This window comes from Aeromicrobium sp. 50.2.37 (genome assembly GCF_024655735.1).
Taxonomy (GTDB): domain Bacteria; phylum Actinomycetota; class Actinomycetes; order Propionibacteriales; family Nocardioidaceae; genus Aeromicrobium.
Genome location: NZ_JANLGG010000009.1, coordinates 1 through 20,961, shown reverse-complemented (window position 1 = coordinate 20,961; position 20,961 = coordinate 1). Strand labels below are relative to the sequence as shown.

General features: G+C 72.1%; 12 protein-coding genes. All 12 read left to right on the top strand.

Going from position 1 to position 20,961, the window contains the following annotated elements; genetic code table 11:
* Positions 1-109 precede the first annotated feature (109 nt).
* Positions 110-2,071, top strand: a complete 1,962-nt coding sequence (gene malQ / locus NUV38_RS06505) for a 4-alpha-glucanotransferase (RefSeq protein ID WP_257728342.1) — start codon at positions 110-112, stop codon at positions 2,069-2,071.
* A gap of 38 nt (positions 2,072-2,109) precedes the next feature.
* Complete coding sequence (glgX, locus tag NUV38_RS06500; RefSeq protein ID WP_257728341.1) at positions 2,110-4,221, top strand: glycogen debranching protein GlgX; 2,112 nt, start codon at positions 2,110-2,112, stop codon at positions 4,219-4,221.
* Positions 4,218-6,536 carry a malto-oligosyltrehalose synthase gene (gene treY / locus NUV38_RS06495; RefSeq protein ID WP_257728340.1) on the top strand — a complete coding sequence of 773 codons (2,319 nt, stop codon included), beginning with the start codon at positions 4,218-4,220 and terminating at the stop codon, positions 6,534-6,536. Before glgX (NUV38_RS06500) ends, treY begins: the two co-directional genes overlap by 4 nt.
* Before the next feature lie 196 nt (positions 6,537-6,732).
* Entirely contained in the window at positions 6,733-7,737 is a 1,005-nt protein-coding gene (locus NUV38_RS06490) for an aldo/keto reductase family protein (RefSeq protein WP_257728339.1), read from the top strand.
* A 2-nt stretch (positions 7,738-7,739) separates the two neighbouring features.
* The gene (gene treZ, locus NUV38_RS06485) at positions 7,740-9,416 is read left to right on the top strand and encodes a malto-oligosyltrehalose trehalohydrolase (RefSeq protein ID WP_257728338.1); all 1,677 of its coding nucleotides are present in this window, start codon (positions 7,740-7,742) and stop codon (positions 9,414-9,416) included.
* A gap of 19 nt (positions 9,417-9,435) precedes the next feature.
* Complete coding sequence (locus tag NUV38_RS06480) at positions 9,436-9,576, top strand: hypothetical protein (RefSeq protein WP_257728337.1); 141 nt, start codon at positions 9,436-9,438, stop codon at positions 9,574-9,576.
* A 142-nt stretch (positions 9,577-9,718) separates the two neighbouring features.
* Positions 9,719-11,857, top strand: coding sequence for a glycogen debranching protein GlgX (gene glgX, locus NUV38_RS06475; RefSeq protein WP_257728336.1), 2,139 nt, complete (start codon positions 9,719-9,721; stop codon positions 11,855-11,857).
* A gap of 313 nt (positions 11,858-12,170) precedes the next feature.
* On the top strand, positions 12,171-14,141 hold the full coding sequence (locus tag NUV38_RS06470) for a maltotransferase domain-containing protein (RefSeq protein ID WP_257728335.1): 1,971 nt from the start codon (positions 12,171-12,173) through the stop codon (positions 14,139-14,141).
* Positions 14,142-14,292: 151 nt separating this feature from the next.
* Positions 14,293-16,026, top strand: coding sequence for a maltose alpha-D-glucosyltransferase (gene treS, locus NUV38_RS06465; RefSeq protein ID WP_257728419.1), 1,734 nt, complete (start codon positions 14,293-14,295; stop codon positions 16,024-16,026).
* A complete protein-coding gene (locus tag NUV38_RS06460; protein ID WP_257728334.1) occupies positions 16,023-17,435 on the top strand; it encodes an aminoglycoside phosphotransferase in 1,413 nt (470 codons plus the stop codon). The genes treS and NUV38_RS06460 overlap by 4 nt, the downstream gene beginning before the upstream one ends.
* Before the next feature lies 1 nt (position 17,436).
* Positions 17,437-19,341, top strand: a complete 1,905-nt coding sequence (gene glgB / locus NUV38_RS06455) for a 1,4-alpha-glucan branching protein GlgB (protein ID WP_257728333.1) — start codon at positions 17,437-17,439, stop codon at positions 19,339-19,341.
* A 163-nt stretch (positions 19,342-19,504) separates the two neighbouring features.
* Positions 19,505-20,836 (top strand): HNH endonuclease signature motif containing protein, encoded by a 1,332-nt coding sequence (locus tag NUV38_RS06450; RefSeq protein ID WP_257728332.1) that lies wholly within the window; start codon positions 19,505-19,507, stop codon positions 20,834-20,836.
* The last annotated feature ends 125 nt before the right edge of the window (positions 20,837-20,961 follow it).

Sequence of the window (20,961 nt, the reverse complement as noted above, 5' to 3'; positions counted from 1 at the left end):
TGTGAACGGCGTCCGATTGCGGGTCGGGCCGGCGGGTACTCCCCGGGTGTGACCCCTCCCTCGTGCCCCGAAGTGGTGGGCCGGGCCGTCCGCGACCATGCTGGACGACATGCCCCCCTCCGACGCTGACGACCTCGCGCGCCTCGCCGCGGCCCACGGCGTCGCGGTCGCGTACGAGGGCTCGGACCGGCGCCCCGTCGAGGTGGACCCCGAGATCGTCGTGGCCGTGCTCGGTCAGCTGGGCGTCGACGCCACGAGCCCGGAGGCGGTCGGCCAGGCACTCGAGCGCGCCGCGGCCGACACCCGACCGCTCGAGTCGACCATCGCCGCGACGCAGGGCGTGGCCCGCGACGTCGGCGTGGCGGGTCGGGTGCTGCTGGAGGACGGCGGCCACCTCGACGTCGACGGGACCCTGCCGGCGGACCTGCCGCTCGGCTGGCACCGGCTGGTCACCGACGAGCAGGACGTGACGCTCGTCGTCGCCCCCGCCCGACTGCCGGAGGTGCCGCGCACGTGGGGCTGGATGCTCCAGCTCTACGCGTTGCACTCGGCCGGGTCGTGGCAGATGGGCGACCTCGTCGACCTCGCCGACCTGGCCCGCCGCGCCGCCGCCGAGCAGGGCGCCGGCGTGCTGCTGGTCAACCCGGTGCAGGCCTTCGTGCCGTCGACCCCGCTCGTCCGTTCCCCCTATTCCCCCTCGAGCCGACGGTTCGCGAGCCCGCTCTACCTGCGCGTCACCGACGTCGACGCCTTCGCCGCGGCCGACCCGGCGGTCCGCGACCAGGTGCTCGGGCTGGCCCCCGAGACCGACCCCGCCGACGACCTGCTCGACCACGACGCCGTCTGGGAGGCGAAGCGGGCGGCCCTCGAGCTCCTGCGCCCCTTCGCCCCCGCCGACGAGGACGTGGACCTCGACGCCGAGCCCGACCTGGCCGCCTTCGCCACGTTCTCGGCCCTGGCCGAGCTGCACGGCGCCGACTGGCGCACCTGGCCCGAGCCGCTGCGCGACCCGTCCTCCGAGGACGTGGCACGGGCCCGCGACGACCTGGCCGACCGCGTCGCCTTCCACGCCTGGCTCCAGCACCTGTGCCGCCAGCAGCTCGACGCCGCCGGCGACGCGGCCCACGACGCCGGCATGGCCGTGGGACTCGTGCACGACCTGCCCGTGGGCGTGCACCCCGGCGGCGCCGACGCCTGGGCGCTGCAGAGCGTGTTCGCCTCCGACGTGCGCGTCGGCTGCCCGGCCGACGCCTTCAACCCGCTCGGCCAGGACTGGGACCTCCCGCCGTGGCGGCCGGACCGCCTGCTCGAGACCGGCTACGCGCCCTTCCGCGACGTCGTCCGCAGCGTGCTGCGCCACGGCGACGGCATCCGCGTGGACCACGTGGCGGGTCTGTGGCGGCTGTGGTGGATCCCGCCGGGCGAGCCCGCGCACCGCGGCACCTACGTGCACTACGACGCCGACGTGATGCTCGCCGTCCTGCTGCTCGAGGCCACCCGCGCCGGCGCGATCGTCGTCGGCGAGGACCTCGGCACCGTCGAGGACGTCGTGACCGAGACCATGCACGAGCGCGGCATCCTGAGCTCGGCCGTGCTGTGGTTCGAGCGCGACTGGGACGCCCCCGGCCAGCCGCACGTCCCGCCCCGCGACTGGGAGCCCGAGACGATGGCGAGCATCAGCACCCACGACCTGCCCACGGTCGAGGGCTGGCTGCGCGACGAGCGCATCCACCTGCAGGACCGTCTGGACCTGCTGGGCGAGCCCGTGGAGGACGCGCTCGCCACGGCGGCCGCCGACAAGGAGGCGCTGCTCGACCTGCTGCGCGCCGAGGGCATCGACACCGACGACCTGCTCGTCGCCCTGCACGCCGTCATCGCACCGGCCGCCTCGCGGCTCGTGCTCAGCTCGCCCGCCGACGCCGTGGGCCAGGTCCGCCAGCCCAACCTGCCCGGCACCGTCGACGAGTACCCCAACTGGAGGGTCCGCCTTCCCGTGGACCTCGACGCCTTCTTCGACCACCCCCGGGTGCAGGCCGCCGTCGCCCCGCTGCGCGCCGCCCGCCCCACCTGACCACCCCACCGGCACGACCCCATCCGAGGAGACCCACCGTGCGCCCCTGGCCCGGATCGCCCTACCCGCTCGGCGCCACGTACGACGGCACCGGCACCAACTTCGCCCTGTTCTCGGAGGTCGCCGACCTCGTGGAGCTGTGCCTCTTCGACGAGTCGGGCACCGAGACCCGCGTCCGCCTCGAGGAGGTGGACGGCTTCGTCCACCACGGCTTCCTGCCCGGCATCGGCCCCGGCCAGCGCTACGGCTACCGCGTGCACGGTCCCTGGGACCCCGAGAACGGCCTGCGCTGCAACCCGCAGAAGCTGCTCATCGACCCGTACGCGAAGGCCGTGCAGGGCCAGCCCGACTGGGACCCGTCGCTCTTCGCCTACGAGATGGGCTCGCCCGACGAGCCGAACGACGACGACTCCGCCGGCCACGTGCCGTTCTCGCTCGTGGTCGACACGTTCTTCGACTGGGCCGACGACCGAGCCCCGCGCCGCCCCTACAACGAGTCGATCATCTACGAGGCGCACGTCCGGGGTCTCACGATGACCCACCCCGACGTCCCCGAGGAGCTGCGCGGCACCTACGCCGCGCTCGCGCACCCCGCCGTGATCGAGCACCTGACCGGCCTCGGCGTGACCGCGATCGAGCTGCTCCCCGTGCACCAGTTCGTCACGGACCACTACCTCGTCGAGAAGGACCTGACGAACTACTGGGGCTACAACACGATCGGCTTCTTCGCCCCGCACGACGCCTACACCTCCCAGCCCGGTCGCCAGGTCCAGGAGTTCAAGGGCATGGTCCGCGCGCTGCACGCCGCGGGCATCGAGGTCATCCTCGACGTCGTCTACAACCACACCGCGGAGGGCAACCACCTCGGGCCGACGTTGTCGATGCGCGGCATCGACAACCAGGCCTACTACCGCCTCGTCGAGGACGACGAGCAGCACTACATGGACTACACCGGCACCGGGAACTCGCTGAACGTGCGCCACCCCACGCCGCTGCAGCTCATCATGGACTCGCTGCGCTACTGGGTCACCGAGATGCACGTCGACGGGTTCCGCTTCGACCTGGCGGCCACGCTGGCCCGCGAGTTCTACGACGTCGACAAGCTGGCCACCTTCTTCGAGCTGGTGCAGCAGGACCCGGTGGTCAGCCAGGTGAAGCTGATCGCCGAGCCGTGGGACGTGGGCCCCGGCGGCTACCAGGTGGGCAACTTCCCGCCGCTGTGGACGGAGTGGAACGGCCTCTACCGCGACACCGTGCGCGACTTCTGGCGCGGCGAGCCGTCGACGCTGGGCGAGTTCGCGTCGCGGATCAGCGGCTCGTCGGACCTCTACCAGGACAACGGTCGGCGCCCGTACGCGTCGATCAACTTCGTGACGGCCCACGACGGCTTCACCCTCAACGACCTCGTGTCGTACGAGCAGAAGCACAACGAGGCCAACGGCGAGGACGGTCGCGACGGCGCCGACGACAACCGGTCGTGGAACTGCGGCGTGGAGGGCCCGACCGACGACCCGGAGATCCTCGAGCTGCGCCGCCGTCAGCGTCGCAACTTCCTGGCCACCATGCTGCTCTCGCAAGGTGTGCCGATGGTGCTGCACGGCGACGAGCTGGGCCGCAGCCAGGGCGGCAACAACAACGTCTACTGCCAGGACAACGAGGTCGCGTGGGTGGACTGGGACCTCGACGAGCACGAGCACTCGCTGCTCGGGTTCACCTCGGCCCTCGCTGCGTTCCGCGCCGCCCACCCGGTGTTCCGGCGCCGCCGGTTCTTCCAGGGCAAGCCGATCCGCAAGGGTGACGAGCTGCGCGACATCGCCTGGTTCACGCCGGCCGGCGAGGAGATGACCGAGCAGAACTGGGACGACGGCTTCGGCCGCTCGATCGCGGTCTTCCTCAACGGCCGGGCGATCGCCGACCGCGACGAGCGGGGCGAGCGCGTCGTCGACGACTCCTTCCTGATGGCGTTCAACGCCCACCACGAGGCCATCACGTTCACCGTGCCGGACGGCGAGTACGCCAGCACGTGGGCGGTCGTCCTCGACACCGCGAGCGGCACGGTCGCCGAGCCGGGCGACGAGCTCATCGAGGGCGGCGCGACGGTCGAGCTCGAGGGCCGCTCGCTGGTGGTGCTGCAGCGGGTCGAGTCGTGAGCACGCCCACGTCGACGTACCGGCTGCAGCTGCGGCCGGGCTTCGGGTTCGCGGAGGCCGAGGCGCTCGTGCCGTACCTGCGCGACCTCGGCGTCGGCGCGGTGTACGTGTCGCCGGTGCTCGACGCGACACCCGGCTCCACGCACGGGTACGACGTCACCGACCCCACGCGCGCCCGGCCCGAGCTGGGTGGGCCCGACGCCTGGGAGTCGCTCACGGACGCCGTGCGCGACGCCGGGATGGGACTCGTGGTCGACGTGGTGCCGAACCACATGTCCGTCGAGGTGCCGAAGGCCAACCCGTGGTGGTGGTCGGTGCTGGCCGAGGGCGAGGCGTCGCCGTGGGCCGGCCACTTCGACGTCGACTGGTCACGCGGCCGGGTGCTGGTCCCCGTGCTGGGCGACGACGCCGACGTGGCCGAGCTGGCCGTCGACGGCGACGAGCTCACCTACTACGACCACCGGTTCCCGATCGACGCCACCACGCTGGCCGACCCTGGCTTCGCGTCGCTGACGCCGCAGCAGGTGCACGACCGCCAGCACTACGAGCTGGTCGGCTGGCGGCGCGGCGCGTCGGAGCTGAACTACCGGCGCTTCTTCGACATCACCACACTGGCCGCGGTGCGCGTGGAGGACGAGACCGTCTTCGACGACGCCCACCGCGAGGTGCTGCGCTGGGTCTCCGAGGGCCGGGTCACCGGGCTGCGCATCGACCACCCGGACGGCCTGTCCGACCCCGGCGGCTACCTGCAGCGCCTGCACGCGGCCGCGCCCGACGCGTGGCTCGTCGTCGAGAAGATCCTGCACCCGGGCGAGGACCTGCCCGCGAGCTGGCCCGCCGACGGGACCACCGGGTACGACGCCATGCGCGAGGTGGAGGGCGTGCTGCTCGACCCTGCCGGCGAGGCGCCCTGGCAGGCGCTGTCGGAGCGGCTCGGAGCGCCGTCCGACTACGCGGCGGTCGAGGAGGACGCGCGGCGGATGGTCACCGAGAAGGTGCTCGTGGCCGAGGTCCGTCGCATCGCCGGACTCCTGCGCGACGTGCCCGAGGACGCCGCTCGCACGGCCGTCGCGGAGACGATGGTCGCCTTCGGCGTCTACCGGTCCTACCTGCCCGAGGGCGAGGACGACTGGGCGCAGGCGATCGACACCGCGCGCAGCCGTCGGCCCGACGTCGCCGAGGCCCTGGACGCGCTCGACGCGCAGGTCCGCGAGGACCCGCGGGGCGAGCTCGCCACCCGCATCCAGCAGACGTCCGGCATGGTCGTGGCCAAGGGCACCGAGGACACCACCTTCTACCGGTTCACACGCTTCGCCGCGCTCAACGAGGTGGGCGGCTCGCCCGACGTGTGGGGCGTCGACGTCGAGGGCTTCCACGCCCTCGCCGCTGCCCGCGAGGCCGACCACCCGTCCGCCATGACGGCGCTGACCACCCACGACACCAAGCGCTCCGAGGACACCCGCGCCCGGATGCTGGTGCTGGCGGAGCTGGGCGAGGAGGTGACGTCGGCGATCGCGGACTGGTCGGCCCGCTGCGGGCTCGACGAGCCCGCCCTCGACCTGCTGGCCTGGCAGACCCTGCTCGGCGCGTGGCCGATCAGCGACGAGCGGCTGACCGACTACCTGCTCAAGGCGGCGCGGGAGTCCAAGATCCGCACCACCTGGACCGAGACCGACGAGGCGTTCGAGGAGTCGATCCGCGCCTGGCCCGCTCGGGTGCGCGCCGAGCTGGGTGACGAGGTGCAGTCGCTCGTCGACCGCCTCGAGGGACCCGGCCGGGCCGTCTCGCTCTCGCAGAAGCTGCTGCAGCTGGCCGGGCCGGGCGTGCCCGACGTCTACCAGGGCACCGAGGGCTGGGACCACTCGCTCGTCGACCCTGACAACCGCCGCCCGGTCGACCACGACGCCTTCCGCGACGTGCTGCGTCGGCTCGACGACGGCTGGGTGCCGGAGGTCGACGCGTCGGGCGCGGCGAAGACCTCGCTCGTGCGTCGGGTGCTGACGCTCCGCCGCGACCGGCCGGAGCTGTTCGTCGGCTACGGCGCGGTGGCCGCCCGGGGTCCCGCCGCCGTCCACGCGCTCGCGTTCGGCCGCAGCGACGACCTCGTCGCCGTCGTCACGCGCCTGCCCATGGGGCTCGAGGCGCGCGGCGGCTGGACGGAGACCACCCTCCCCCTCGGGGCAGGCACGTGGACCGACGTCCTCACCGGCACGGTGCTCGACGAGGTGGGGCCCGAGGGCGGCGACGTCCGGCTCGCCGACCTGCTGCGGACCTACCCCGTCGCCCTCCTCACCCGCGTCCCGCCGGTCGAGTAGCGCCCAGGCGCGAGGAACGAGCGCCGTGGACGCGTATCGAGACCACCCGGCAACGACCCACCATCACGCCGCACCGCCCCAGGTGGTCTCGATACGCAGTCCCCAGCTCCTCCGTCGCGGGGACCGCTACTCGACCAGCGGAGAAGTGGGCGTCGGGTCGAGTCGCGCCCAGCCACCGCGCCCCTAGGCTCGAGACATGGAGTTCAGGTACCTCGGAGACAGCGGCCTCAAGGTCAGCGAGATCATCTACGGCAACTGGCTGACCCACGGGTCCCAGGTCGAGAACGACGCCGCCACGGCGTGCGTGCGCGCGGCGCTCGACGCCGGCATCACGACGTTCGACACGGCCGACGTCTACGCCAACGGCAAGGCCGAGTCGGTGCTCGGCGAGGCGCTGAAGGGCGAGCGTCGCGCGTCGCTGGAGATCCTCACGAAGGTCTACTGGCCCACCGGCCCCGGCGGACCGAACGACACCGGCCTGTCGCGCAAGCACATCATGGAGTCCATCGACGGCTCGCTGCAGCGTCTGCAGACCGACTACGTCGACCTCTACCAGGCGCACCGCTACGACCACGAGACGCCGCTCGAGGAGACGATGCAGGCGTTCGCCGACGTCGTCCGCGCGGGCAAGGCGCACTACATCGGCGTCAGCGAGTGGACCGCCGACCAGATCCGCGCCGGCCAGGAGCTCGCGCAGGACCTCGGCTTCCGGCTCGTCTCCAACCAGCCCCAGTACTCGATGCTGTGGCGCGTCATCGAGGGCGAGGTCGTGCCCACCAGCCGCGAGCTCGGCCTCTCGCAGATCGTCTGGTCGCCCATCGCGCAGGGCGTGCTGTCGGGCAAGTACGAGCCCGGTGCCGCGCCGCCCGAGGGCAGCCGCGCCACGGACGAGAAGGGCGGCGCCGACATGATCAAGCGCTTCCTCGACGACGAGGTGCTCACCGCCGTGCAGCAGCTGCGCCCGATCGCCGACGACCTCGGGATCACCATGGCCCAGCTGGCCGTCGCCTGGGTGCTCGCGAACGACAACGTCGCCGGCGCCATCGTGGGTGCCTCCCGCCCCGAGCAGGTGGAGTCCAACGCGGCCGCCAGCGGTGTCACCCTCGACGCCGACGTCCTCGCGAAGGTCGACGAGGCACTGGGCAGCATCCCCACCACCGACCCCAGCGAGACGAAGTCCCCGCCCACCCGGGTGGTCTGACGGTGGCCGTCACCGTCTGGGCACCCCACCACGAGCGGGTCCGGGTGCGGGTCGACGGCGTCGACCACCCGATGGAGGCGTGGGAGCCGGGCGAACCCCGGTCCGGCTGGTGGTGGCTCGACGCCGAGGTGGCCGCCGGGTCCGACTACGCCTTCCTGCTGGGTGACGACGAGACGCCGCTGCCCGACCCTCGCTCGTCCTGGCAGCCCGACGGCGTCCACGCGGCGTCGCGGGCGTACGACCACGACGCCTTCGACTGGACCGACGACGACTGGTCGGGCCGGGCGCTCGAGGGCTCGGTGCTCTACGAGCTGCACATCGGCACCTTCACGCCGGAGCGCACCTTCGACGCGGCGATCGAGCGGCTCGACCACCTCGTCGACCTGGGCATCGACCTCGTCGAGGTGCTGCCGGTCAACAGCTTCGACGGCCCGCACGGCTGGGGCTACGACGGCGTCCTGTGGGGTGCCGTGCACGAGCCCTACGGCGGACCCGACGGCTTCAAGCGGTTCGTCGACGCCTGCCACGCGCGCGGCCTCGGCGTGGTGCTCGACGTCGTCTACAACCACCTCGGCCCGTCCGGCGCCTACCTCGACCGCTTCGGCCCGTACTTCGCCGGCCAGAACGACTGGGGGCCGGGCCTCAACCTCGACGGCGAGGGGTCCGACGAGGTCCGTCGCTACGTCCTCGACAACGCGATGACGTGGTTCGAGCACTTCCACGTGGACGGTCTGCGCCTCGACGCCGTGCACGCCCTGGCCGACACGCGAGCCCTGCCGATCCTGGAGGAGCTCTCCGCCGAGACGGCACGCATGTCGGGGGCGCTGGGCCGACCGCTCTCGCTGGTGGCCGAGTCCGACCTCAACGACCCGCGCATGGTCACCCCCCGCGAGCACGGCGGCCTCGGCATGGACGCGCAGTGGTGCGACGACGTCCACCACGCGCTGCACGTGGCGCTGACCGGTGAGACCGACGGCTACTACGCCGACTTCGCCACGCCCGGCGCGCTGGCCAAGGTGCTGCGCGGCGCCTTCTTCCACGACGGCACGTGGTCGTCGTTCCGGGGGCGCAGCCACGGCCGACCCGTCGACGTCGAGACGGTGCCCGGATCCGCCTTCGTGACGTACCTGCAGGACCACGACCAGGTGGGCAACCGCGCCACCGGCGACCGCATCTCGGCCACGGTGTCGGCGGACCTGCTGGCCTGCGGGGCCGCCCTCGTGCTGCTCGGTCCGTTCACGCCCATGCTGTTCATGGGCGAGGAGTGGGCCGCGAGCACCCCCTGGCAGTTCTTCGCCTCCTTCCCCGACCCCGAGCTGGCCGACGCGGTGCGCACCGGGCGTCGGCGCGAGTTCGGTCGACACGGCTGGGGGGAGTCCGAGGTGCCCGACCCGATGGACCACGCCACCGTCGAGCGCTCGACGCTGCGCTGGGACGAGCTCGACGATCCCGCCCACGCGGCCGTGCTGGAGACCTACCGCTCGCTCGTCGCCCTGCGGCGCGAGCACCCCGAGCTGCGCGACCCGTCCCTGGCCGACCTCGTCGTCGAGATGTCCGACGACGACCGTCACGTGCTCATGCACCGTGGGCCCTTCGTGGTCGACGTCGACCTGCGCGCCGGGCACGCGGAGGTCCGGCGGGGCAGCGACGTCGTCTGGTCGACGGGCGACCCGGCCTGACCCGTCGCACACTGGGCCCATGAGCGACATGCCGAGCGAGGACCCGCGCGACGAGAAGGACTGGGCGGACGACCAGAAGCACAAGAAGCAGGACCCGGGCGTGGAGGGCGACGTCGACGACCCCGACGCCCCCGCGCCCTTCTCGGGTCCGTACAGCTGACGTTCGGCCGCAACCCCGACTGAGGGGCGGCGGTCGGTGACGCGCCCGTCGACACCCGGTTCGGTGCGACACCCACGTCCGACGGCCAGGACCGGTGGGCGAAGCGGTCGGGTGGGGGCCCGGGGCCTGCGAGACTGTGGGCATGACCGCGCCGACCCTGCACGACCTGCCCGTGCTCGCCGGACGACCGTTCCCGCTGGGCGCGCACCCGGAGGCCGGCGGCGTCAGGTTCGCGGTCGCCAGCAGCGTGGCCGAGCGGGTCGAGCTGTGCCTCGTCGACGAGGACGGCACCGAGCGCCGCGTCGAGCTGACCGAGCGGACCTTCGGCGTCTGGCACGGACTCGTCCAGGGCGTGCTGCCCGGCCAGACCTACGGCTACCGCATCCACGGTCCCTACGAGCCGAAGACCGGGATGCGCTGCAACCCCCACAAGATCCTGCTCGACCCCTACGCCCGACGCGTCCGCGGGGCGCTCACCGACATGGCGGCCGCTCAGGGCTACGCCGACGGTCCCGACGGCCCCGACGGCCCCGCACCGTCGACCGTCGACTCCCTGGGCCACGTGCCGCTGGCCGTCGTCACGAGTCCCGGCGGACCCGACACGGGCACGAAGCCGGAGGTCCCGTTCGAGGAGACCGTGGTGCTCGAGCTGCACGTCAAGGGGTTCACGCAGCAGCACCCCGCCGTGCCCGAGCACCTGCGCGGCACCTACCTCGGCCTGGCGCACCCGGCCGTCGTCGAGCACCTCCTGCGGCTCGGCATCACCGCCGTCGAGCTGCTGCCGGTGCAGGCCTTCACCGACGAGCCCTCGCTCGTGGCCGCCGGCCGGCACAACTACTGGGGGTACTCCCCGCTCGGCTACTTCGCACCGCACCCCGGCTACGCGAGCGAGCCCGGCCGCGAGGTCGAGGAGTTCCGCACCATGGTCGCGGCACTGCACGCCGCCGGCATCGAGGTCCTCGTCGACGTCGTCTACAACCACACCTGCGAGGGCGGCCCCGACGGTCCGACCCTCAGCCTCCGCGGGCTGGAGGCACCGGCCTACTACCTGCACGACGACGACGGGAACATGGCCGACATCACCGGCTGCGGCAACACGCTCGACGCCGGCTCCCCCGAGGTCGTGCGCCTCGTGACGGACTCGCTGCGGTACTGGACGACCGAGCTCGGCGTCGACGGCTTCCGCTTCGACCTCGCCTCCACGATGGGCCGTCCCGGTGGCGGCGCCTTCGACCGCGACAGCACCCTGTTGACCGCGATCACCACCGACCCCGTGCTGTCGCGCTGCAAGCTGGTCGCCGAGCCGTGGGACGCCACGGGCGAGGGCTACCGCGTGGGTGCGTTCGGCGCCCAGTGGGCGGAGTGGAACGGCATCTACCGCGACACGGTCCGCGACTTCTGGCGCGGCGGCGCCGGCGGCGTCGACGACCTGGCCTACCGGCTGTCCGGCTCGTCGGACCTCTACGACCACACGCTGCGCCGCCCCTGGCAGTCGATCAACTTCGTCACCGCGCACGACGGCTTCACCCTCCGCGACCTGGTCTCCTACGACCACAAGCACAACGAGGCCAACGGCGAGGACAACCGCGACGGCACCGACGACAACCGCTCCTGGAACCACGGCGTGGAGGGCGGGACCGACGATCCGGAGATCACGGCCCTGCGTGCCCGCCAGGCCCGGAACCTGCTGGCGACGCTGCTGCTGTCGACCGGCACGCCCATGTTCGTGGCCGGCGACGAGCGCTGGCGCACCCAGGGCGGCAACAACAACGCCTACTGCCTCGACGACCCGACGTCGTGGGTCGACTGGACCGTCACCCCCGAGAGCGACGCGATGCTGGCGTTCGCCCGTCGGGTCGTGCACCTGCGCGCGAAGAGCCCTGCCCTGCGCCAGGCCGAGTTCTTCGACGGCCGCACCACGCCCACCGGCCGGCCCGACCTGATCTGGCTGCGCCCCGACGGCCAGGAGATGACCGAGCCGGACTGGCAGGACCCGGAGCGCCGCACGCTCGGCATGTGGATCGACGGGTCGAACAGCCAGTCCCGCACCCGCGAGGGCGAGCTGCTCACCGACCACTCGTGGCTCCTGCTGCTGCACGCCGGCGCCGAGCCGCTCGAGGTCGTGCTCCCGGGCCCGGAGTTCGGTGCCACCTTCGAGCCGACGCTCGACACGACGTCGGCCGACGGCAGCCCGGCCTCCACCGAGGCGCTCCCGGCGGGCAGCAGCCTCACGCTGGCGCCCCGTTCCCTGCTGCTGCTCAAGGCTCCCCGGCACGACTGACCGGCAAATCACGACCGCCGATCGAGCAGCCGCCGCCACCGCCGATCGAGTAGCCGCCGCCGCGAGGAACGAGCAGGCGACGGCGTATCGAGATCGCTCCCAGCGGCTCCCGATGAATCACCACCAGTGATCTCGCTCCGTTGCGGCTACGCCCCTCGTGCAACGGCTCCACCCCGCCCCTCGTTGGCGCTCGTGCAGGCACTCGATCATCGAGGACGTGCCCTCCGCACCGGCCCATGCGGATCGCGGCCGCAGGCGATCCCCGCTACGTTCGAAGGGACACCGAACGCAGCGACCGACGGGAGCGACTCGCATGACGGACCGGCTCGGCATCGACGACGTGCGGCCGCTCTCGGGCGACGGCACCTACCCCTCCAAGGCGGTGGTGGGCGAGCACGTGCCCGTGCAGGCCACGGTCTGGCGCGAGGGCCACGACGCCGTGGGAGCCACCGTCGCCTGGCGCGGTCCGGGAGACCGGCGCGAGCGCACCGTGCGCATGCAGGAGCAGGGCTCGGGGCTCGACCTGTTCGCGGCGACCATCGTGCCCGACGCGGAGGGCCTGTGGACGTTCCGCGTCGACGCGTGGAGCGACCCGTGGGCCACCACCGCCCACGCCCTCGACGCCAAGCTGGCCGCCGGGCAGACCCCCGCCGAGCTCGCCAACGACCTCGAGCTGGCCGCTCGGCTGCTCGAGCAGGTCGCCGACCGCAAGGAGCGACGTGCCGAGCGCGCGACCCTCCTGGGTGCGGCCTCGGCCCTGCGCGACGACTCGCTGCCGCTCGGCGCGCGCGTGGGCCCGGCGCTCGGCGAGGCCGTCCGCTCCACGATGCAGGAGCACCCCGTCCGCGAGCTCGTCACCCAGGGGCCCGAGCGTCGCGTCTGGGTCGACCGGCAGCGAGCCGCCTTCGGCTCCTGGTACGAGTTCTTCCCCCGCTCCACCGGCGGGGTCGACGCCCAGGGCGCCCCCGTGCACGGCACGTTCGCCACGGCCACGAAGGAGCTCGACCGCGTCGCCGCGATGAAGTTCGACGTGGTCTACCTGCCGCCGATCCACCCGATCGGCCGCGACAACCGCAAGGGGCCCAACAACACCCTCACCCCCGGCCCCGACGACGTCGGCTCGCCGTGGGCCATCGGCGCGGCCGAGGGCGGTCACGACGCGATCCACCCCGCGCTGGGCACCGAGGAGGACTTCGCGGCGTTCGTGGAGCGCGCCCGCGAGCTGGACCTGGAGGTCGCGCTCGACCTCGCCCTGCAGGCCGCGCCCGACCACCCCTGGGTGGCCGAGCACCCCGAGTTCTTCACGACGCTGCCCGACGGCACGATCGCCTACGCCGAGAACCCGCCCAAGAAGTACCAGGACATCTACCCGCTCAACTTCGACCTCGACCGCAACGCGATCTACGCCGAGATGCTGCGCGTCACCCTGCACTGGGTCGAGCGGGGCGTGCGCATCTTCCGCGTCGACAACCCGCACACCAAGCCGCCGGACTTCTGGGCGTGGCTGATCGCATCGGTCAAGGCCGACCACCCCGACGTGCTGTTCCTCGCCGAGGCCTTCACCCGCCCCGCGCGGCTGTGGGGCCTGGCCCGGCTCGGGTTCACGCAGAGCTACACGTACTTCACCTGGCGCACGACCAAGCAGGAGATCACCGAGTTCGGCGAGGACCTGCGCGAGCACTGGGACGAAGGGCGCGCCAACCTCTTCGTGAACACGCCCGACATCCTCCCCGCGCACCTGCAGGTGGGCGGGCCGGGCATGTTCGCCCTGCGGGCCGCCCTCGCGGCGACGCTGGCCCCCACGTGGGGCGTGTACGCCGGCTACGAGCTGTTCGAGTCCGCGGTGCTGCGACCCGGCGCCGAGGAGTACCTCGACTCCGAGAAGTTCCAGCTGCGCCCGCGCGACTTCGCCGGGGCCCTGGCCGAGGGCCGCTCCCTCGAGCCGTGGCTGACCCGGCTCAACGAGATCCGCCGCGCTCACCCGGCGCTGCAGCAGATGCGCACGCTGCACTTCCACCACGTCGACCACGACGCGCTGCTCGCCTGGTCCAAGCAGGACCCGGCCACGGGCGACACCGTCGTCGTCGTGCTCTCGCTCGACCCGCACGAGGCGCGCGAGGGCACCCTGTTCCTCGACCTGCACGAGCTCGGGTTCGACCACGACGCGCGTCTCGTCGCCCACGACGAGGTGACCGGCGAGACCTACGACTGGGGCGCGGCCAACTACGTGCGCCTCGACCCCGCGCGCACGTGCGCACACGTCGTGCACGTCGCCGCCCGATGACACCCCTTCCCCCTGATCCCACCGAGGTGATCGCATGACCGACGACCCCACCCGCCAGGACACCGCACCCGACGGACTCTCCGTGGACTCGGCCCTCGACGGCCTCGAGCAGACCCCCCACACCGGCGAGAGCGTCGAGGCCGACGGGACCATGACCGAGCCGAGCTCGGAGGACTTCGAGCACGCCGAGCAGGTGCCCGCCGACCCCGACTGGTTCAAGCGCGCCGTCTTCTACGAGGTGCTGGTCCGGGCGTTCAACGACTCCAACGGCGACGGCACGGGCGACCTGCGCGGCCTGGCCGACAAGCTCGACTACATCGAGTGGCTGGGCGTCGACTGCCTGTGGCTGCCCCCGTTCTACGCCTCCCCCCTGCGCGACGGCGGCTACGACATCAGCGACTTCCGCGCCGTGCTCCCGGAGTTCGGCACCGTCGACGACTTCGTGCACCTGCTCGAGGAGGCCCACCGGCGCGGGATCCGCGTCATCACCGACCTCGTCCTCAACCACACGTCCGACGCGCACCCGTGGTTCCAGGCGTCGCGGCAGGACCCCGACGGTCCGTACGGCGACTTCTACGTGTGGAGCGACACCGGCACCGAGTACAGCGACGCGCGGATCATCTTCGTCGACACCGAGACGTCGAACTGGACGTACGACCCGGTGCGCGGCCAGTTCTTCTGGCACCGCTTCTTCAGCCACCAGCCCGACCTGAACTTCGAGAACCCCGACGTCCGCGAGGCCATGCTCGACGTCCTGCGGTTCTGGCTCGACCTCGGCATCGACGGCTTCCGCCTCGACGCGGTGCCCTACCTGTTCGAGGAGGAGGGCACGAGCAGCGAGAACCTGCCGCGCACGCACGAGTACCTCCGGGAGGTGCGCGCGACGATCGACCGCGAGTACCCCGGTCGGGTGCTGCTGGCCGAGGCCAACCAGTGGCCGTCCGACGTCGTCGAGTACTTCGGCGACCCCGCGGTCGGCGGCGACGAGTGCCACATGGCCTTCCACTTCCCGCTCATGCCGCGCATCTTCATGGCGGTGCGGCGCGAGTCGCGCTTCCCGATCTCGGAGATCCTGGCGCAGACGCCGCCGATCCCCTCGGGCACGCAGTGGGGCATCTTCCTGCGCAACCACGACGAGCTGACGCTCGAGATGGTCACCGACGACGAGCGCGACTACATGTACCGCGAGTACGCGCGCGACCCCCGCATGAAGGCCAACATCGGCATCCGCCGCCGGCTCGCGCCGTTGCTGGAGAACGACCGCAACCAGCTGGAGCTGTTCACCGCCATGCTGCTGAGCCTGCCCGGCTCACCCGTCCTCTACTACGGCGACGAGATCGGCATGGGCGACAACATCTGGCTCGGCGACCGCGACGCCGTCCGCACGCCCATGCAGTGGTCCCCCGACCGCAACGCCGGCTTCTCGCGGTCCGACCCCGGCCGCGTGTACCTGCCGCCGATCATGGACCCGACGTACGGCTACGAGGCGGTCAACGTCGAGGCGCAGATGGGCAACAGCGCCTCGCTGCTGTCGTGGACCCGACGCATGATCGAGGTGCGCAAGCAGCACCTCGCGTTCGCCGAGGGCGACTTCACCGACCTGGGCGGCTCCAACCCGAGCGTGCTCGCCTACCAGCGCGTGTGGACCCGTCCCGACGGGGAACGCGACGTCGTGCTGTGCGTCAACAACCTGTCCCGCTTCCCCCAGCCCGTCGAGCTCGAGCTCGGCGAGCACGAGGGGTGCACCCCCGTCGAGCTGACCGGCAGCGTCCGCTTCCCCCGGGTCGGCGAGCTGCCGTACCTGCTCACCCTGCCGGGCCACGGCTTCTACTGGTTCCAGCTGTCCGAGCTCGGCGACGAGGGCGAACGAAGGAGCATGACATGAGCGATCCCACGAGCACTCCCGACCAGGCCCACGAGGTCGGGGCCGCCGACGTCGACCGCGTGGTGGCGGCCCTGCCCGACTGGCTTCCCGCGCAGCGGTGGTTCGGTGGCAAGGACCGACCCGTCACCGGCACCCGCACCGTCGACTGGACCGTGGTCCTGCCCGGTGAGCCCCTTCTCGTGCACCTCGTGGTGGAGGTGCAGCAGGGCGACCGCACCGAGGCCTACCAGCTGCTCCTCGGTCGCCGCAGCGACGGACTGCCCGACGTCCCGGCGGCTGCCGCGATCCCCGCGGGCGACGGTCCCGTCTGGTACGAGGCCAGCGGCGACGCCGACCTCACGGGCGTGCTGCTGGACCACATCGCCGCGGGCGAGCGCGTCGGTGACCTGCGCTTCGACCCCGAGCCCGGGGTGGAGCTGACCACCGGCCTGCGCGCGCACCCCATCTCGTCGGAGCAGAGCAACACGTCGCTCGTCTACGGCGGCCAGTACATCCTGAAGCTGTTCCGCAAGCTCACCCCTGGCGTCAACAAGGACCTCGTCCTGCACCGCGCGCTGCGGCAGGTGGGGTCGGCGCACGTGGCCGAGCCGCTCGGTGCGATCAGCGGACGGATCGGCGACGACGAGGTCAGCTACGGGATGCTGCAACGGTTCCTGCCCGACGCCGCCGACGGCTGGGTCATGGCCACCACGAGCGTCCGCGACTTCATGGCCGACGACTCCGGCCTGCCGCCCGGCGACCTGGGCGGCGACTTCGCCGGAGAGGCGTACCGGCTGGGCCGGGCCGTGGCCGACGTGCACGCCGACCTCGCCCGTGCCCTGGGCACCGAGCCGGCGGCCGACGACGACCTCGAGCGCACCGTGGCGGCCATGGAAGCACGACTCGACCGGGTCGCGGCCGACGTCGACGACCTCGCTCCCTACGTCGACGGGATCCGCGAGGCGTTCCACCGGCTGCACGGGATCGAGCTGACCCTGCCGCTCCAGCCCGTGCACGGCGACCTGCACCTCGGCCAGGTGCTCCGCACCGTCCACGGCTGGCTGCTGCTCGACTTCGAGGGCGAGCCCGCCTCGAGCCTGGCCGAGCGGTCGGCGCTGCGCTCGCCCCTGCGCGACGTCGCCGGCATGCTGCGCTCGTTCGACTACGCTGCCCAGCAGCTGCTCGTGGGCCAGCCCGCCGACGAGGAGCAGACCGCGCGGGCCGCGGCCTGGGCGCGCCACAACCGGACGGCGTTCTGCGACGGCTACGCGAAGGCGGCCGGCCGCGACCCGCGCGACGACGCCGACCTGCTGCGTGGCCTCGAGCTCGACAAGGCCGTCTACGAGGTGTCCTACGAGCACGCCAACCGACCCGACTGGTCGAGCGTCCCGCTGGGGTCGATCGCCCGGATCCTGCGTGAGGGTGAGTGACATGAGCGAGCCCACGACGAGCTGGCCCCCCGCGGTGGGCGACCTCGACCTGCACCTGGTGGCCGAGGGTCGCCACGAACGGCTCTGGGAGGTCCTCGGAGCGCACGTGCGCACCCACGAGGGTCCGTCCGGTCCCGTGGACGGGACGTCGTTCGCGGTCTGGGCGCCGAATGCCCAGGCCGTGCAGGTGGTCGGCGACTTCAACGGCTGGGACGGCGGCGCTCACGGCATGCGGGCCCTCGGCGGGTCGGGCGTGTGGGACCTCTACGTCCCGGACGTCGGTGCCGGCGCGCGCTACAAGTTCCGGCTCCAGGGCCCCGACGGCGCCTGGCACGAGAAGGCCGACCCGCTCGCCTTCGGCACCGAGGTGCCCCCGGCCACGGCGTCCGTCGTCGTGGAGCCGCAGCACCGCTGGCGCGACGACGCATGGGTGGCCCGACGCGACGCGACCGCGTGGCTCGAGGCGCCCGTGAGCGTGTACGAGGTGCACCTCGGGTCGTGGCGACCGGGGTTGTCCTACCGCGAGCTGGCCGACGAGCTCGGCGACTACCTCGTCGAGATGGGCTTCACCCACGTCGAGCTCATGCCCGTGGCCGAGCACCCCTTCGGCGGCTCGTGGGGTTACCAGGTCACGTCGTACTACGCCCCCACGTCGCGCTTCGGCTCCCCCGACGACTTCCGCTGGTTCGTCGACGAGCTCCACCAGCGCGGCATCGGCGTCATCGTCGACTGGGTGCCCGCGCACTTCCCGCGCGACGAGTGGGCCCTCGCCCGCTTCGACGGCACCCCGCTGTACGAGCACCCCGACCCGCGGCGCGGCGAGCAGCCCGACTGGGGCACGTACGTCTTCGACTTCGGCCGCAACGAGGTGCGCAACTTCCTCGTGGCGAACGCGCTGTACTGGCTCGAGGAGTTCCACCTCGACGGGCTGCGCGTCGACGCCGTCGCCTCGATGCTCTACCTGGACTACTCGCGCAACGACGGCGAGTGGGTGCCCAACAAGCACGGCGGCCGCGAGAACCTCGAGGCCGTGCAGCTGCTGCAGGAGCTCAACGCCACGGTCTACAAGCACCACCCCGGCGTGATGATGATCGCCGAGGAGTCCACCGCGTGGCCCGGCGTCAGCGCGCCCACCGACGCCGGCGGTCTCGGCTTCGGCTTCAAGTGGAACATGGGCTGGATGCACGACACGCTGTCCTACCTGGGGCAGGATCCCGTGCACCGCTCGTACCACCACGGCGAGATGACGTTCGCGATCGACTACGCGTGGACCGAGAACTTCGTCCTGCCGCTCTCGCACGACGAGGTCGTGCACGGCAAGGGCTCGTTGTGGGGCCGGATGCCCGGCGACGCCTGGAACAAGGCCGCCGGCGTGCGCGCGCTGCTGGCCTTCATGTGGGCGCACCCCGGCAAGCAGATGCTGTTCATGGGCGGGGAGTTCGGCCAGGAGGGCGAGTGGGCCGAGTCGCGTGGCCTCGACTGGCACGCACTGGAGGACCCGCTGCACGCCGGCGTGCTCGAGCTGGTCAGCGACCTCAACATCACCTACCGCGACACCCCGGCGCTGTTCACCGCCGACGCCCGTCCCGAGGGCTTCCGGTGGATCGACGCCTCCGACACCCAGGGCAACGTGATCTGCTTCCTGCGCATCGGATCGGACGGCTCGCAGCTGGCCTGCCTGGCCAACTTCGCCGGCAGCCCCCACCACGACTACCGGGTGGGCCTGCCCCTGCCCGGCACGTGGCGCGAGGTGCTGAACACCGACGCCGAGTCCTACGGCGGCTCCGGCGTCGGCAACCTCGGCAGCGTCGAGGCCGAGATGGTGCCGCACCACGGGTTCGCGGCATCCGCCGAGGTCCAGCTGCCCCCGGCCGGGGTGCTCTGGCTGGTGCCCGAGCAGTCGTAGGCGCAGCCAGCTCCGCGCCGTGCCCACCACCCTTCGGCCCCGCCCCGCACGGAGCGGGGCCGAAGGTCTGTGGACCGATGGGACCTTCTGCTCGTATTCGAACATGTGCTTGTTTCTTGTCTGATCCTGCTTCTAAAATGAGGGTAGATCAGCAGGAGGAAGCATGAGCGTCGCCGCACTCGACACCCACCCGGTGCCGTCGTGCGTGCATGGCATCCACGCCCTGCTCGACACGGTCCCCACGGCGGCGTGGGACGGTCTCGACCCCGCCGAGGTCCGCCGGCTCCTCGCCGAGATCGGTCGCGCCGAGGCGCGCCTGTCGGCCCACAAGATGGCCGCCGCACGGGTACTGGAGAAGGCCCGCAAGGCCGCTGCGAATGGCGATGGCCCTCGCCCAGGGACAGGAACGTCGACCGGTGCGACCATCTCGATCGACTTCGGTGGAGACCGCAGCGGCGCAGACGCCCTGGTGAGCACTGCCGAGAGAATCGAGGCGCAGACCACCCTCATCGAGAACGCGCTCGCCGCTGGCGTGATCAGCAGCAAGCAGGCGGACCTGATCTCTCGTGTTCTCGCGAAGCTGCCCGACGACGTCACCCCAGAACAGCGCGAGCGGTGCGAAGAGACCCTCCTGAAAGACGCACAGCGACTCACGTTGAAGGACCTGCGCCTGCGGGGCGCGCGGATCACCGAGGCCTACAAGAAGACCACCCACGACGTCGACGCGGACGAGGACGAGATCCTCCGTCGCCGCGAAGAGGAAGCCCGAAAGAAGACGTCGTTCTCCATGTGGGACAACAACGACGGCACCGTCACCGGCCGCTTCACCCTCCCCGAAGCCCAGGGCGCGATGCTCAAGACCGCGCTCGACGCGTTGGCAGCGCCCCACCAGAAGGTCGGGACCGTGAACGCGGCGACGGGTGAGCATGATGAGGTGGGGTTCGGGCAGTCCTACCCGCAGCGCCTCGGCCACGCGTTCGCCACCTTGGTCGAGCACCTCCCGGCCGACCAGCTCCCCACCAACGGTGGCGTGTCCGCCGTGGTGACCGTGAACCTCGACCTGGACACCCTGATGGGTGGCCTCAAGGCCGCCGGGCTGTCGGACGGAACCCGGATCAGCGCAAGCGAAGCCCGACGCCTGGCGTGCACCGCGAAGATCGCACCCTTCGTCCTCGACGGGAAGTCACTTCCCCTCGACTTCGGCACCTCGAATCGCTACTTCGACGCCGCATCGCGGCGTGCACTGGAGAAGCGCGACATGGGCTGCACCGCCCCCGGCTGCGACCGCGACGCCCGATGGTGCGAAGCGCACCACATGCACCCCTACTCCATCACCGGACGCACCGACATCAGAGACGGCGCACTCCTCTGCTCCTTCCACCACCACCGAGCCCACGACCAAGACTGGTCAGGTCGCATCGCCGACGACGGCCACGTCGAGTGGAAGCTCCCCGGCTCCGACACCTGGCGACGAAACACCCGCTGGCGACCCTGACCTGCGTGACCACGCCACCCCGACCCATCGGTCGGGGCACTCGTGCTGCCCAGCCGCCACTCAGCCGCCTGGAGTGGTCTCGATACACCTCCCCTCGCTGGCGCTCGTGAAGGCACTCGACCACC

What these genes read in the sequence shown, in the direction of transcription:
- malQ (WP_257728342.1), top strand. Translation starts at nt 110, where the DNA reads ATGCCCCCCTCCGACGCTGACGACCTCGCGCGCCTCGCCGCGGCCCAC.
- NUV38_RS06490 (WP_257728339.1), top strand. Translation starts at nt 6,733, where the DNA reads ATGGAGTTCAGGTACCTCGGAGACAGCGGCCTCAAGGTCAGCGAGATC.
- NUV38_RS06480 (WP_257728337.1), top strand. Translation starts at nt 9,436, where the DNA reads ATGAGCGACATGCCGAGCGAGGACCCGCGCGACGAGAAGGACTGGGCG.
- glgX (WP_257728336.1), top strand. Translation starts at nt 9,719, where the DNA reads ATGACCGCGCCGACCCTGCACGACCTGCCCGTGCTCGCCGGACGACCG.
- NUV38_RS06470 (WP_257728335.1), top strand. Translation starts at nt 12,171, where the DNA reads ATGACGGACCGGCTCGGCATCGACGACGTGCGGCCGCTCTCGGGCGAC.
- treS (WP_257728419.1), top strand. Translation starts at nt 14,293, where the DNA reads ATGACCGAGCCGAGCTCGGAGGACTTCGAGCACGCCGAGCAGGTGCCC.
- NUV38_RS06460 (WP_257728334.1), top strand. Translation starts at nt 16,023, where the DNA reads ATGAGCGATCCCACGAGCACTCCCGACCAGGCCCACGAGGTCGGGGCC.
- glgB (WP_257728333.1), top strand. Translation starts at nt 17,437, where the DNA reads ATGAGCGAGCCCACGACGAGCTGGCCCCCCGCGGTGGGCGACCTCGAC.
- NUV38_RS06450 (WP_257728332.1), top strand. Translation starts at nt 19,505, where the DNA reads ATGAGCGTCGCCGCACTCGACACCCACCCGGTGCCGTCGTGCGTGCAT.